Annotated in this window: 15 protein-coding genes; 11 read left to right on the forward strand and 4 right to left on the reverse strand. The window is 35.9% G+C overall.

What is annotated here, in order from left to right:
* Positions 1 to 105: 105 nt before the first annotated feature.
* Positions 106 to 942: a TPM domain-containing protein gene (locus IGL98_RS00175; protein ID WP_206911825.1), complete on the forward strand. Its 837-nt coding sequence runs from the start codon at positions 106 to 108 to the stop codon at positions 940 to 942.
* Positions 943 to 982: 40 nt separating this feature from the next.
* Here IGL98_RS00175 and IGL98_RS00180 read toward each other — a convergent pair whose 3' ends face one another.
* Entirely contained in the window at positions 983 to 2,614 is a 1,632-nt protein-coding gene (locus IGL98_RS00180; RefSeq protein WP_206911826.1) for an ABC-F family ATP-binding cassette domain-containing protein, read from the reverse strand.
* A gap of 260 nt (positions 2,615 to 2,874) precedes the next feature.
* On the opposite strand from IGL98_RS00180, the gene IGL98_RS00185 reads away from it, so the two are divergent.
* The 6 genes from IGL98_RS00185 (at position 2,875) to IGL98_RS00210 (ending at position 10,093) form a co-directional block, all read left to right on the forward strand.
* Positions 2,875 to 5,772, forward strand: a complete 2,898-nt coding sequence (locus IGL98_RS00185; protein ID WP_206911827.1) for a sigma-54-dependent transcriptional regulator — start codon at positions 2,875 to 2,877, stop codon at positions 5,770 to 5,772.
* Positions 5,773 to 6,027: 255 nt separating this feature from the next.
* The gene (locus IGL98_RS00190) at positions 6,028 to 6,522 is read left to right on the forward strand and encodes a mannose/fructose/sorbose PTS transporter subunit IIB (protein WP_206844602.1); all 495 of its coding nucleotides are present in this window, start codon (positions 6,028 to 6,030) and stop codon (positions 6,520 to 6,522) included.
* A gap of 291 nt (positions 6,523 to 6,813) precedes the next feature.
* On the forward strand, positions 6,814 to 7,812 hold the full coding sequence (locus IGL98_RS00195) for a mannose/fructose/sorbose PTS transporter subunit IIA (protein WP_206844605.1): 999 nt from the start codon (positions 6,814 to 6,816) through the stop codon (positions 7,810 to 7,812).
* A gap of 33 nt (positions 7,813 to 7,845) precedes the next feature.
* Positions 7,846 to 8,652, forward strand: coding sequence for a PTS mannose/fructose/sorbose transporter subunit IIC (locus IGL98_RS00200; RefSeq protein WP_206844608.1), 807 nt, complete (start codon positions 7,846 to 7,848; stop codon positions 8,650 to 8,652).
* Positions 8,653 to 8,675: 23 nt separating this feature from the next.
* Positions 8,676 to 9,587 (forward strand): PTS system mannose/fructose/sorbose family transporter subunit IID, encoded by a 912-nt coding sequence (locus IGL98_RS00205; protein ID WP_206844610.1) that lies wholly within the window; start codon positions 8,676 to 8,678, stop codon positions 9,585 to 9,587.
* A gap of 128 nt (positions 9,588 to 9,715) precedes the next feature.
* Positions 9,716 to 10,093: a DUF956 family protein gene (locus IGL98_RS00210; protein ID WP_069647021.1), complete on the forward strand. Its 378-nt coding sequence runs from the start codon at positions 9,716 to 9,718 to the stop codon at positions 10,091 to 10,093.
* Between the two features lie 67 nt (positions 10,094 to 10,160).
* On the opposite strand, the gene IGL98_RS00215 is transcribed toward IGL98_RS00210, so the two are convergent.
* Both IGL98_RS00215 and IGL98_RS00220 read right to left on the reverse strand, forming a co-directional pair.
* Complete coding sequence (locus IGL98_RS00215) at positions 10,161 to 10,973, reverse strand: hypothetical protein (protein WP_206911828.1); 813 nt, start codon at positions 10,971 to 10,973, stop codon at positions 10,161 to 10,163.
* A 2-nt stretch (positions 10,974 to 10,975) separates the two neighbouring features.
* On the reverse strand, positions 10,976 to 11,305 hold the full coding sequence (locus tag IGL98_RS00220) for a PadR family transcriptional regulator (protein WP_206844619.1): 330 nt from the start codon (positions 11,303 to 11,305) through the stop codon (positions 10,976 to 10,978).
* 226 nt (positions 11,306 to 11,531) lie between these two features.
* Between IGL98_RS00220 and IGL98_RS00225 the strand changes: the two genes are divergently transcribed.
* From IGL98_RS00225 to IGL98_RS00240, 4 genes are all read left to right on the forward strand, one after another.
* Positions 11,532 to 12,059: an HdeD family acid-resistance protein gene (locus tag IGL98_RS00225; RefSeq protein ID WP_206844622.1), complete on the forward strand. Its 528-nt coding sequence runs from the start codon at positions 11,532 to 11,534 to the stop codon at positions 12,057 to 12,059.
* A gap of 18 nt (positions 12,060 to 12,077) precedes the next feature.
* Complete coding sequence (locus tag IGL98_RS00230; RefSeq protein ID WP_206844626.1) at positions 12,078 to 12,479, forward strand: hypothetical protein; 402 nt, start codon at positions 12,078 to 12,080, stop codon at positions 12,477 to 12,479.
* Positions 12,480 to 12,602: 123 nt separating this feature from the next.
* Positions 12,603 to 13,394 carry an HNH endonuclease gene (locus IGL98_RS00235; protein ID WP_206844629.1) on the forward strand — a complete coding sequence of 264 codons (792 nt, stop codon included), beginning with the start codon at positions 12,603 to 12,605 and terminating at the stop codon, positions 13,392 to 13,394.
* Positions 13,395 to 13,504: 110 nt separating this feature from the next.
* Positions 13,505 to 14,593 carry a DUF5105 domain-containing protein gene (locus IGL98_RS00240; protein WP_206844632.1) on the forward strand — a complete coding sequence of 363 codons (1,089 nt, stop codon included), beginning with the start codon at positions 13,505 to 13,507 and terminating at the stop codon, positions 14,591 to 14,593.
* A gap of 82 nt (positions 14,594 to 14,675) precedes the next feature.
* Here IGL98_RS00240 and IGL98_RS00245 read toward each other — a convergent pair whose 3' ends face one another.
* Positions 14,676 to 14,876, reverse strand: coding sequence for a hypothetical protein (locus IGL98_RS00245; protein ID WP_206844636.1), 201 nt, complete (start codon positions 14,874 to 14,876; stop codon positions 14,676 to 14,678).
* Positions 14,877 to 14,930 lie beyond the last annotated feature (54 nt).

A 14,930-nucleotide genomic window follows, 5' to 3' on the forward strand; every position in this document is an offset into this window, starting at 1 on the left:
TTTCCTTAATATTACAATAGTGTTACGTAATTGAATATCTAGTCGTTTACTAAATAGTTTGTTGGTAAAAGCATGTAAGCACTTGACTAAAAGGAGTTAAGAATTATGAGAAGTTTACAAAAAGTGAATGTAAAAGGGTTATTTTTATTGTTATTCGTATTATTGATCAATGTTCCAATTGCTGCCTCCGCTGAGGAAAAGAACTTGCCAGAGGCACCGACTCATTTTTATTTGGACCAATTGAATATTTTAAATCAAGAGACACAACAACTATTTGATGACAAAGGCGAATACTATAAAGTACAACCAGAAAATCCCCAAGTTGTTGTAGGAGTGATAAATTCAACTGAAGGAGATAGTATAGATAGTTATGCACCACAGCTTTTCAAAAAGTGGAGGATCGGTAATCAAGAATATGATAATGGAATTTTGATTTTATATGCATTAAATGATGGAGAGCGTAATATAAGAATCGAAGTTGGTTATGGATTGGAAGATGTAATTACAGACAGTACGGCAATGAATATTCTAATCAGTCAAAAAGACAAATTGAAATCATCTGATCCTGAGGTGATTAATGAAGGTTTACGTTATGTATTTAATGCTGTAACAACGTTGATCAATCAAAAATATGAGTACCCTGTTGATGAGCATGCATTAAGCCAAACAGAATTAGATTCTTTTGATGAAGAAGATGATACAATTTATACTTCTTCAAGTAATAGGAATTCAGAGGATTCAGAATTTATTCTGGTAATGGTATTATTGGTACCTATTTGGATTTTATCTGCGATTTTTGGTAAAGGTGATGGTGGCAGTGGTAGTTCCTGGGGTGGCGGTTCATCTTCTGGCGGTAGTTCTTGGAGCGGTGGCGGCGGAAGCTCAGGTGGCGGATTTTCTGGAGGTGGAGGCAGCTCTGGAGGAGGCGGTGCAAGTATCTAAAAAAAAGATCAAACGCTAAATATGCGTTTGATCTTTTTTTTTAATATTCACCAGAAAATAATTCATCCAATTGTTTTTGAACATCCTTATTTTCTAAGAATTCATCATAAGTTGTATCCGCACGGTCAACTACACCCTTATCAGATACAGCAATAATACGGTTTGCTAATGTTTGAATAAACTGGTGGTCATGTGATGCAAATAAAATTGCGCCAGTAAACGCCATGAGTCCATCATTCAAAGCTGTGATTGATTCTAAATCTAAATGATTCGTAGGATCATCTAAAACAAGTACATTTGATTTAGATAACATCAACTTAGATAACATCACACGAACTTTTTCGCCCCCAGAAAGCACGTTAACTGATTTCAGTACGTCTTCACCAGAGAATAACATTCTTCCCAAGAAACCACGTAAAAATGTATTGTCATCTTCTTCTTTACTTGCAAATTGACGTAACCAATCTAAAATCGTTAAATCAGTATCGAAGTCTTTGCTATTATCTTTCGGTAAGTAAGCTTGAGTTGTTGTAACACCCCAACGTACGCTACCTGTGTCAGGTGTGATTTCACCCATGATCACTTTGAATAAAGTTGTTGTAACGATATCATTATCTGCAATGAATGCTACTTTATCAACGTTATTTAAAGAGAATGAGATATTGTCTAAAATCTTCTTACCATCAATCGTCACAGAGACATTTTCCACATGGAGTAAATCATTTCCGATTTCTCTATCTGGAGTAAAGCCAACAAATGGATAGCGGCGTGAAGAGGGTTGGATGTCATCTAAAGTGATTTTATCCAACATTTTTTTACGAGAAGTCGCTTGTTTTGATTTCGATGCGTTGGCACTGAAACGAGCGATAAAGTCTTGTAATTCTTTGATTTGCTCTTCTTTTTTAGCGTTAGCGTTTGATTGTAGTCTTGACGCTAATTGACTTGATTCTAACCAGAAATCATAGTTACCAACATATAATTTGATTTTTCCAAAATCAAGATCGGCCATGTGCGTACATACTTTATTTAAAAAGTGACGGTCATGGGAAACGACGATAACAGTATTTTCAAAGTTGATCAAGAATTCTTCTAACCAGTTGATCGAACGAGTATCCAAACCATTGGTCGGCTCATCTAGTAGTAAAACATCTGGTTTACCGAATAGTGATTGCGCTAGCAACACTTTAACTTTTTGACCAGCTGTCAGTTCACTCATCTTTTGGTCATGCAGATTTTCAGGGATGTTTAAACCTTGTAGTAAAACAGCCGCTTCTGGTTCAGCTTCCCAACCATTTAATTCCGCAAATTCACCTTCAAGTTCAGCTGCTTTGATCCCATCTTCATCCGTGAAATCTTCTTTCATGTAGACAGCATCTTTTTCTTTCATTACTTCATACAAACGTTTGTGACCCATGATAACAGTTTCTAGAACAGTATTATCTTCAAAATCAAAATGATTTTGTTTCAAGATAGCTAAACGTTCATCAGGACCTAGAGCAACATTTCCAGTCGTTGGCTGAATATCGCCAGATAAAATCTTTAGGAATGTTGATTTACCAGCGCCATTAGCACCAATCAAACCGTAACAGTTACCGGGTGTGAATTTAATATTTACATCATCAAAAAGTTTGCGGTCTGAAAATAGCAAACTTACATCATTTACAGTAATCAATTGTTTTCCTCACTTCATATAGAATAGTTAAACCTCTCTGCATTATAGCGAGGAAACCCATATTTTTCAAGGAATTTCAGACTTTTTCAGAAATACCTTATGGATTTTACTAAAATGAGATCACTTTTTATAAAATCCTTGTTTCATGTGAAACATTTTAATAAAAAGGTTATTAGTGTACTTTTGAAACGATACACTGTATGATACACATGAAATTAGTGTATCTTTTAAACTATTTAGCGGTGAAAGGAGTAATGAGAATGAAGCGTATAGACCGAATTTATCTTTATGTAAAAGAACAGACCGAGAATCTCACATCAAGTGATGTTTCCTTTGGAAGCGGTCTGACGACTGAAGATGTCTCAAAGGCTTTGAGTATTCAAAGAACAAATGCTAGTAAAGACTTGAATCAGCTCGTTCGAGAAGGGTTGTTAGAGAAGACAGAAGGACGTCCAGTTAAGTATGTTGATAAAACCATTTTTAAATATCAACCTTTATCCAAACCAGTAAAAAGTTATCGTGAGCACAGCCTCCTTGAAGAGCACACAACATCTGTGAATCCTATCCATAAGCCAACTAAAAAATTTGCTGGAGAAGACATTTTTAAAGGAATGATTGGCTCTACTGGTAGTATGAGAACCCCTGTTGAACAAGCAAAAGCGGCTATATTGTACCCACCAAAAGGATTGAACTGTTTGATCACAGGCCCAACAGGCTCTGGAAAAACGTATTTTGCTCATGCTATGTTTCAATTTGCATTGTTAAATCATGTGATCGATCCAGATAAAAAACTAGTTGTTTTTAACTGTGCCGATTATGCCCACAATCCTGAATTATTAATGTCTCACCTCTTTGGTTATGCTGAAGGAGCATTTACTGGTGCAACGAAAGCCAAAGAAGGAATCATTCATGAAGCAGACGGAAGTATTTTGTTTCTTGATGAGGTTCATCGCTTACCGCCAGAAGGACAAGAGATGGTCTTTTATTTTATGGATCATGGGACGTATTCAAGGTTAGGTGAAACTGTTAAAAACCGTCGAGCAGATGTGCGGATCATTTGTGCCACAACTGAAAATCCAACCTCTTCTTTATTAAATACCTTTGTTCGTAGGATTCCGATCATTATTCAGTTACCTAATTTTATTGATCGACCTGCAAAAGAAAAAATCGATCTACTTAGAGTGATGATCTCAATGGAAGCATCACGTATTCAGAAGAAAATTTCTTTATCAGAAGATGTCGTGAAAGCTTTGATTGGGAGTGTTTCTTATGGAAATGTAGGTCAGTTGAAGTCAAATGTTCAATTAGTGACAGCCAGAGGTTTTTTAAATCACATCGACCAAGATGAACTGACGATCACAATCGATGAATTGACTGATAGTATAAAAGAAGGCATGATGCAACTCGCTAGCAATCGTGATGCATTGGCGGAACTATCTAAATATTTAGAACCGCAAATGATCGTTACGCCAAATGAACCTTTAGTAACGATACAGTCAGATTCGTATGAACTACCATATAATTTATATGAAATTATTGGGGATAAAGCAGCCCTATTAAAAGCTGATGGACTAGAACAAGAAGTGATCAACAATTTTATTACAACAGATATCAATGTTCATTTAAAATCTTTTTATAAAGATCATGGTTTTACCTTTGATACTGAAAATAAGTTAGCAGAAATCGTCGATCAACGTATCATCGATGTCACAAAAGAAATCTATAATTTTGCCAAACAAAAACTAAACTATAATTTTCAATCAAATTTTATTTACGCTATGAGTTTACACATCAGTTCGTTTTTAAAACGAATTCAAAATGGCGAAGAACGTCAGCATCAATTAAATGAAAATATTAAAAATATGGTGCTGGATTATCCAATAGAATTTGAGACAGCACAAGAAATCAAACGAATTATCGAAATCAATTATCAAATGAAAATCCCTGAATTTGAAACCTATTACCTAGCAGTTCTACTGATTTCACTAAGGGAAAATAAAGATGCAGGACGGATTGGAATCGTAGTTGCTGCTCACGGAAAAAGTACGGCTACAAGTATGGTTCAAGTGGTCTCTCAACTGTTGAATGTTGATAATCTAAGAGCGGTCGATATGCCGTTAGAAATGCAGCCGAAAGAAGCGCTACGTCAAATCGTCAATGTAGTCAAAGAAGTCAATGAAGACAGTGGAGTAATTCTTTTAGTGGATATGGGTTCTTTAGCTACTTTTTCAGATGAAATCACACGGCAAACAGGAATCGAAGTTCGAACGGTCGATATGGTCACCACACCAATTGTTTTAGAAACAGCCAGAAAAACGACGTTGATTGATACGCAGTTGGACACGTTGTATGATTCACTTAAAAACTTTCAAGGGTATGCTGAAATCCATCAAGAAAGAGAAATCGATCCTTTGGAAACTTGGAAAAAACGAGTGATCATCGCAATCTGTGCGTCTGGTGAAGGGACAGCCAAACGAATGAAAGAAATGATCGAAGCAGCTGTTCCACCGCAATTAGGCTTAGAACTAGAAGTATTACCGTTGTCTATTATCGATATGAAAGAACAACTTGTTGCGATTCAAGAAGAGTATCGTGTCATTGCTACAACGGGCATTACCGATCCTAAAATTGCCGCACCGTTTGTTCCGATGGAAACCTTTTTTTCAGGTGAAGCTGAATCTGTGATCAATCAGTTATTGATGGACAGCGACATTCGTGTGGAAACAGAAGAAATGGATGAACCAACGGCTAAAAAAATCTGTATTGATTATATGGAAGAAAGCTTTACCTTCATCAACCCCAAAAAAGTGATCGATCCTCTATGGGAATTTGCAGACATTATCAGAACTAAGCTTGATCTGCGATTGGATTACTCTTTTTATATTAATTTAGTCATGCATTTAGCAGGTATGTTGGAAAGAATACTACAGCACGATACATTGACACTAACAGAAGAAGAACTAAGTCAGATTCCAACAGATCCTAGTTTTGAGGTCGTAACGAGCGCAGCGGCTTATCTAAAACAACTAATCAAAATAGAGTTGCCGATGGAAGAAGTCTATTATATTATCCAGCTGATTAAAAATACACAGTTAAATCAAGCACAAAATACAGAAGATACACTACAATCGATACACAAAGAAGATACACTGTTTTAGTGTATCTTCTTTGTGTATTTTCTTAAAAAAAACCTTAGTTTTTCCTTTATTTTGACAATACACTAATTTTGGCACGGAAATTGCTTTAAATAAGTCAGTGGATGAAATCTGTCTATTGTTCAATCAATCCATTGTAATGATTTGGCTGATCTTGCTAGTCGTTATTTTGGCAATAAATGGCTGGGCATAGTATTTTATTAATAATGAATTAAGAATTTGCAGATTTAAACATCCTGAAAAAGGAGAACCATGCACATGATGGATATTCGTTTAGTGCGAATCGATGATCGTTTGATCCATGGACAAGTTGCGACTGTCTGGACCAAAAGCACCAATGTAAACCGAATCTTAGTCATTAGTGATGCAGTTGCACACGATACACTAAGAAAAGCATTGCTTGTACAAGCAGCGCCACCGGGTGTAAAAGTCAATGTCATTACGGTTGAGAAGATGATTGATATTTTTTCAGACGAACGTTTTGACAGCTTAAAAGTAATGTTGTTGTTCACAAATCCAGAAGACGTAAAACGTGTGGTAGAAGGAAAGGTAGTATTCAACTCTGTCAATATTGGTGGAATGAGTTTTACCAGCGGCAAGCGGATGATCACAAATGCTGTTGCGGTCAATAAAGAGGACATCGCAGCGTTCAAGTATTTACATGATCATGGTATTACGTTAGAGATTCGGAAAGTGGTCGCAGACAACAAAGTAGATTTGATGGAATTGCTGAAAAAAGAACAGTTAGTATGATTCTTTTTCAGCTTCTATATAAATAGCGTGATGCGTGATGGACTGACTGGATGTTAATTGTCGTATCTTATGCATAGAATTGGAAGGAGTGGTCCGATCGATCAAAGTCAATACATGGAGTGATCGTTGAATAATAGGTAGTCATCAGAAATCATCTGACAGATTGCAAGAAGTAATTGAAAACACATTGAGTAACGCATTTTTTCTTTTTTATATTTTCTAGCTTGTGTTTTCCTCAGTTGATGATGGTAATGACAAAGTAGTTGAAAAAAATATAGGAGGTATCAAATTATGGTAGGAATTATTATTGCTAGCCATGGGGAATTCGCTCAAGGCATTTTACAATCCGGTTCCATGATTTTTGGTGAACAGGAAAAAGTACAAGCAGTTGTATTGATGCCTAGCGAAGGCCCAGACGATTTAAAAGCAAAATTGAAAGCAGCAATCGCAACGTTTGATGAAGAAGACGAAGTATTATTTTTAGTCGATTTGTGGGGAGGAACACCGTTTAACCAAGCTAATAGTCTTTTTGAAGAACATAAAGACAAATGGGCGATCGTTAGCGGCTTGAACTTACCAATGTTGATCGAAGCATATGCGTCACGCTTCTCAATGAATTCAGCACAAGAAATCGCAACGCACATTCTTGAAACAGCGAAAGAAGGTGTGAGAATCAAACCAGAAGAGTTAGAACCTGCTGAAGCACCTAAAGCTGTTGTGGAAGATGCTCAGCCAAAAGGAGCATTACCAGAAGGAACAGTTGTTGGTGACGGCAAAATCAAGTTCGTTTTAGCACGTGTTGATTCTCGTTTATTACATGGTCAAGTAGCGACTGCTTGGACAAAATCGGTTTTACCAAATCGAATTATTGTTGTTTCAGATGCGGTATCAAAAGATGACCTTCGGAAAAAATTGATCGAACAAGCGGCTCCCCCAGGCGTGAAAGCGAATGTTATTCCGATCAGCAAAATGATCGAAATTTCAAAAGACCCACGTTTCGGTAATACCAAAGCACTATTATTATTTGAAAACCCGGAAGATGTGGTAAAAGTAGTGGAAGCAGGCGTAGATATCAAAGAAGTTAACGTTGGTTCTATGGCTCATTCAGTCGGTAAAGTAGTCGTAAGTAAAGTATTATCAATGGGACAAGAGGATGTTGAAGCTTTTGAGAAATTAGAAGATTTAGGCGTTAAATTCGACGTTCGTAAAGTACCGAATGATTCTAGTGCAAACATGGATGAAATCCTTAAAAAAGCAAAACATGAGTTAGCACAAGCACACTCAAAATAATCCAAAAATTCAAATGAAAATAGGAGGCTTATCATGTCTATTATAACAATTATTTTAGTAATTTTAGTTGCCTTTCTAGCTGGTATGGAAGGAATTCTTGATGAATTTCAATTCCACCAACCGTTAGTGGCATGTACCTTGATCGGTTTAGTAACAGGTAACTTGGAAGCTGGGATCGTTCTTGGCGGAACATTGCAAATGATCGCACTTGGTTGGGCGAACATTGGAGCCGCAGTAGCACCGGATGCGGCATTAGCATCTGTTGCATCAGCAATTATTTTAGTATTAGGTGGACAAGGTGTTAAAGGTGTTCCATCAGCAATCGCGATTGCTGTACCACTTGCAGTAGCAGGTCTTTTCTTAACAATGATCGTTCGGACACTTGCTGTACCGATTGTTCATATGATGGATGCAGCAGCAGAAAAAGGCGATATCAGAAAAATCGAAATGTTACACATTTTAGCTGTATGTATGCAAGGAATTCGTATTGCAATTCCAGCAGCCGCACTTTTATTCATCCCAGCACATACCGTTCAAGCAGCATTAGAATCAATGCCTGCATGGTTAACTGAAGGTATGGCTATCGGTGGTGGTATGGTCGTAGCTGTAGGGTACGCATTAGTAATCAACATGATGGCGACAAAAGAAGTGTGGCCGTTCTTTATCATTGGTTTTGTCGTAGCAGCAATTTCTCAATTAACATTGATCGCACTTGGTGCTTTAGGTGTTGCGTTAGCATTGATTTACTTGAACCTTTCTAAAATGGGTGGTTCTTCAAATGGTAGCGGTGGCGGAAGCAATACTGGTGACCCACTTGGCGACATCTTAAATGATTATTAATCCTGAAGGAGGAGAGAAGAGACATGGCAGAAAAAATTGAATTAACTAAAAAAGATCGTTTAGCCGTTGCATGGCGCTCTACATTCATTCAGGGTTCTTGGAACTATGAACGTATGCAAAATGGTGGTTGGGCTTTCTCAATGATCCCAGCAATTAAAAAATTATATAAAACAAAAGAAGATCAATCAGCAGCATTAAAACGTCACTTAGAGTTCTTTAACACTCACCCATACATTGCTTCACCGATCCTTGGTGTAACATTAGCACTGGAAGAAGAACGTGCCAATGGAGCTCCAGTTGATGATGTAGCGATTCAAGGGGTTAAAGTTGGGATGATGGGTCCTTTGGCCGGTGTTGGTGATCCAGTATTCTGGTTTACGATTCGTCCGATGTTAGGTGCATTGGGTGCTTCACTTGCAATTGGTGGAAATATTCTTGGTCCAATCATTTTCTTCTTAGCTTGGAATATTATTCGTTGGTCATTTATGTGGTATACACAAGAATTCGGTTATAAAGCGGGCTCTAAAATCACAGAAGACCTTTCAGGCGGATTACTGCAAGATGTAACAAAAGGTGCTTCGATCCTCGGGATGTTTGTACTGGCAGCCTTAGTACAGCGGTGGGTATCAATCAAATTTATGCCGATCGTATCCACAGTTAAATTGGATAAAGGTGCTTATGTTGAATGGGATAAACTTCCAATAAATGGAGAAGGTCTACAAAAAGCATTTGAAGAAGTTGGCTCAGGTAAAGCACTCTCAGCAATGAAAGTAACGACTTTACAAGATAACTTAGATCAATTGATTCCTGGATTAGCCGCTTTACTATTAACATTCTTCTGTATGTGGTTATTGAAGAAAAAAGTTTCTCCAATCGTTATCATTCTTGGTTTATTCGTAGTCGGCGTACTTGGCCACGTAATCGGATTATTATAATCTGTCTATGCGTTTTATGCTTGGGATAAAGCCAGTTGGTTTTGTCCCAAGTTTCATTTACATAGCTTAATGAGTTAAAAACACATATAATGGAGACTATAAATCACGGAAGAAATGGAGTAGATAAAATGGTTCAATCACTGAATACACAAGTAGATTTCATAACAGATGCCACCGCTTTTACAGGACTTACGGATTACGGAAAAATTATGATCGGCGACAAAGGTTTTGAATTTTATAATTCCCGTGATAGCCGAAAATTTGTCCAAATTCCGTGGGAAGAAGTTGATTATGTGATCGCATCTGTCATGTTTAAAGGCAAATGGATTCCACGTTACGCGATCCAAACGAAGAAAAATGGAACATTTACTTTCTCTTCTAAACAGCCCAAAAAAGTGCTTCGTGAAATACAAGAATATGTAGCACCAGATCATATGGTGCAATCTTTAGGCTTTTTTGATGTAATCAAACGTGCGTTTCGATCGTTGGGTAAGAAAAAAGGATAAATAAAAAAGGAAGTAACTAGGTTGTGACTCACAGAGTCATGTCCCAGTCACTTCCTTTTTATTTATCTTAGTTTTTTCTAAACTTTTGATTATCGCGTGCAACACCTAAGATACTGACAAGAATGATGACTACCCAAAGAATAATCTTTAAGCCTGTCGACACAAAAATCGGATTGACTATCCCAAGTAAAACAGCACCTTCCAATACTGCAAAAAACGTTGTGATATAGATCCCAGCAGCATTGTTCATTTTGAAGCGGAATTGCACGACTAATAAGAAAATTGAAAGAATAAATAAGATGGCCGCAAATGCCTGATGAGAGAACAATATATAGCCGACAATACCATTCATTTTCTTATCGATAATTGGCATTAAAATACTTGCTATCCAGAAAAATAACGCCAAGAAAGCGAAAAAGTAACTTTTTTTCCTGTCACTGGTAAAGGCTGAGTATTTGATCGAATTAAGCCCTAATATCGCGGTTATGATTAAAAAAATCACAGGCATCACCGTGTTGAACCAATTTATAGAAACAACTGGCTGTAGGAGTAAATCAAATAAATTATATTGCAGAAGAATCAAGAAAAAGACAAATAAAAATTTACTCCAATATTTCTCAGAATCATTTGGTAGTTCTGCTAAAATACTATCGCTGATTTCTTTCGGGTTTTTTCCGAAAAATTCTTGTGCCGAAGTGGCATTTTTTTGTGCATCTAAAATATCCTGCAAAATTTCTAAAAGAATTTCCTCTGTTTGGCGCTCCTCTTTATTCAAATTTACACGGATATAAACGAGAATATCTTCATAGTATTTTTTATTTTCTGAATTTAACTGCTTTCTCAGCTCGTTGTTTTGTTTGATCATATCTGTTGTTTTCATTTTCAGTCCTCGTTTTCTTTTTCCATAATATTATTTACGCCTGTTGAGATCAATGACCATTGTTTTTCAAATTGTTGCAAGTAGGTTTCGCCAGTTGATGTTAAAGAATAGTATTTTCTTTTCGGTCCTTCAGAAGAGGGGCGCATTTCACCAATGATCATTTGCTGTTTTTGGAGTTTGAGTAAGATAGGATAAATGCTCCCTTCGCTAACCATATTCAATCCATATTCTGATAATAGGGTAATCATTTCGTAGCCGTAAACGGTCTTTTTTTGAATGATTTTTAAGATACAGCCTTCGAGCAATCCTTTTAGCATTTGGGTCGCATCCAATAGAGTACCTCCTTAACATTTACGTTATGTATCTTGTAATACAATATACCACGAATTTACTATGTTGTAAAACAATATAGCGGATCGGAAATTAATGACAATTATTCATGTTATTCTTTATCCTTTATGAAAAACTTGACTTGCAGGTCTTTATTTTTGACTATACCAATTTTTAGGAGTACCATAAAAATGTAGAAAGAAATATCGATGAAAGAAGTGGGAAATTATGAATGAAACAAGAAAAACGGGTGTTGATTGGGGATCTTTAGTACTAGGAATTCTTTTTGTATTAACATCATTATTATCATTTCAAGATCCAGCGGGTAATTTAATTGCTATTGTAATGGTTTTTGCTATATTTGCAATTTTAAAAGGAATTTTTGAAATTTTTGCCCGTAATAGAATGAAGGAATTAACTGGATACAAAGCGTATGCACCAATTGTTTTAGGTGTAATCGATATTATTATCGGTGTGTATTTCTTATTTAACTTAAATATCGGGGTTGCAGCGTTACCATTTATATTTGCAATCTGGTTTATCTTAGACTCTGTTTTTGGGCTATTTGCTTTAGATTTGGCGAAATCAGTTAGTACTGGCTACTTCTGGTTTACATTAGTCGTGGATGTTTTGGGAATCATTTTAGGGATCATGTTATTGATGAATCCTTTATCTTCAGCACTAACATTAAGTTTTCTAGTTGGATTTTATTTTATGCTTTTTGGTATCACACATATCGTTTACGCATTTAGATAAGACAAGGAGGAACAAGTAATGGCAGATTATGCAGAAAAAGAAGTAAAATTAGTAGAAAAAATTGGTAAAGAAATGGATAAGTTGGACGTGACACTCGGAAAAATGGAAGACACTGACAGCAAAATCAAACATTTTTATGAACAAGAAAAAGCGTTGCATGAAGTAAAATCAATTATCCGTAAAGAAAATAAGATCGAAAAAGAAGAACAAAAAGCACACGATAAAGCAGTGGAAAATGCTGAAAACTGGATCGATGATCAAGATTCATTAGTGTATCAAATCAATGCTGAAATCGATAAATTAGATTCAACGTTAGGTAAAATCGATAGTGATGAAAATAAAGTGAAAAGCTACTTGGAACAAAAGAAAGCTATTCACGAAATCAAAAAAATCGTTAAAAAAACAGAAGAATTAGGGTAATGACTGATTTTTAATTGAATAAAAAAAGTAGAGGATGATCTATTGAGATTGTCCTCTACTTTTTGAAAGTAGGTTTAATTTAAAAATACGTTATAATAGAAAAAAAGGCGAAGGAATGACAACATGACCTATCATCGTTTTAAACTACCTAAGGCTTATTGTCCAAAATGTTCAAAAAAAGTAGAATTACTTTTTTCAGAAGAGTCTTCGAAGATGCCGCAATTTTATATTTGTTTTAAATGTAAAACAGTCGGACAATTTGGTGTGGGTGAATTATCAGCGAATGATTTTTCAGATTTTTCAGCAGCAAGAAAAAAAGAAATTCAAGAAATTGTTGAAGAAATTCCTGATAAATACATTTATAAAGCACAAGGCAGTCAATTACGTTTAGAAGAAAAAACAGATACATACAAAAGACGGTGGTTAAGTCTTTATGAATACGAAAAAGCGTTTGGTGAGAAATTAGGATTTGAATCGATTGATTTTAGGGAAGATACCGGATTATGCAAATGGTGTAATCAACCTTTGGAAGGTCGAAGAAGATCATTTTGCTCGGACCGCTGTAGCCGAAATTATGGTAAAGCGACTTTTTTCAAGCGAGGAATTTCAACGTTGCCTTATAGAATTGCCAGTAGAGATCGTTTTTACTGTAGAGTCACTGGTGAAGATTTGGCGGTAACGAATCGTTTTGGCGTCAGAATTCCAGCGAGTGACCATCAAGTGGAAATCCATCACCTCGTTTTTGTATCAGCAGGTGGAAGCGATCATGAAAGCAATCTTTTAACGGTTTCAAAACAAGTCCATAAAGATTATCATATGGGTGTTTTATATGCCGTAAAAGCTATTGAAGAAATCAAAGAACAGCAATTGTTACTTCATCTAGATAAAATGTATACAGAAGAAAAAAATAAATAATTTTGAATTCTAAAAAAATTGTGTAAATTCTAATAAAATTGAGATAAAATAGTCTTCCCACTGTAGTAGAATAAAAATGGTATTCAACAAAAGTTAAGGGGGAGATGGAAATGAAAAAGTTTGGGTTAGTATTTTTATCAGTAGTTGCTATTATTTCATTAGCAGCATGCGGAGGAACGGGATCTTCTAGTAAAAGTGGAGACGACAATAAGACAGCAAAAAAAGTATCAAAATCTAAAATTGCATCTATTTCGATCGATGAAGGGGAATATGTCGTTCCAAAGAAAGAGGATGCAGATGAAGGGGAAGGCTTTCTTGCGTTAAAAGTAACAATCAAAAATGAAACGGATAAAAGTTTAGATATGAGTGCGACTGACATCATGCTTTATGATGAAGAGGATAGTAAAATTGAAGCACTGAGTCTTTATTTAGATGATAGTAAAACACCTCTTCTTGCGTATGAAAAAATTTCTGGCAAGAAAAGTAAAACGGGTTATATCGTATTTCCTGTAGAAAAAAAAGCGGAATATAAACTACATTTTGAACCAAGAATTTACGATGGAGAAAAAGAACCGAAACCAATCATTCTTGATGTAGATACTTCTGAGTATAAAGATCATAGTGACGATGCAATCAAGGCAGCAACAGCTTTTGTAGATGAAGTCTTTTTAACTACTGAAAATAAAGAGTATAACAAACTAGTTGCGAATGATCGTGATGAAGCAGTTAAAAACTTTGATGAAAACTTCAGCAAAGCACTGAAGAAACAATTTTATGACTATAAAGTGACTGATGAAGAAGGCTTAGCACTTGCTAAGGTATTTAGGGAAGACAATGCAAAAGTTGCAACTGTTGATTATGAGATTGCTTCGTATTTTCCTGATGTGGCTGAAGTAACAGTGAAAGTGGAGGGATTGTCATTTAAAGAGATGAAGGATGACATGGAAGTTGCAAATAAGGAATATTCTGAAGCGCACAGAGATCAAGAGTTTGATGAGAGAAGTAAAGCAGCTCAAAAGGCAGAGTTAGATAAATTGCCTGAAATCTTAAAAAATTCAAAACCAGTAAGCATTGACGATTATGATGATTATAAAATAATCATGAAGAAAAAAGATGATAAATGGGAAATTCAAACAAAAGGTTCAATCAATTACTTTGATAGCCTTGAACAAGCTTTCCGAGGAAATATGTACAAATAAACCGAAAAACGATTCAGCTCTCAAGTGAGCTGAATCGTTTTGTAATTATGAAGAAGCAAAAAGTGCTGACTTGTTTGCTTTTTTAATAATACCGACGACGATTATTTGACGGACCTGAAATCACACGAACTAACCAGACCGCAATAGCCACAGGAATCATGATTTTGATTGCAAACCACAATAGACCACCTAAAAGCCCAAGCACAATACTTAAAATAATACTTCCTACAAAGAAAAATCCGATTACCATTAATATATTCATTACCATTGAGCGTTGTCTCATTTTAAAAACCTCCATTTTTTCTCTTGTTCTCTATGAATAAAGTATAGCAAGAAT

Origin of the sequence: Enterococcus sp. DIV0840, from assembly GCF_050527835.1 — a bacterium.
Taxonomy (GTDB): Bacteria; Bacillota; Bacilli; order Lactobacillales; family Enterococcaceae; genus Enterococcus_L; species Enterococcus_L ureasiticus.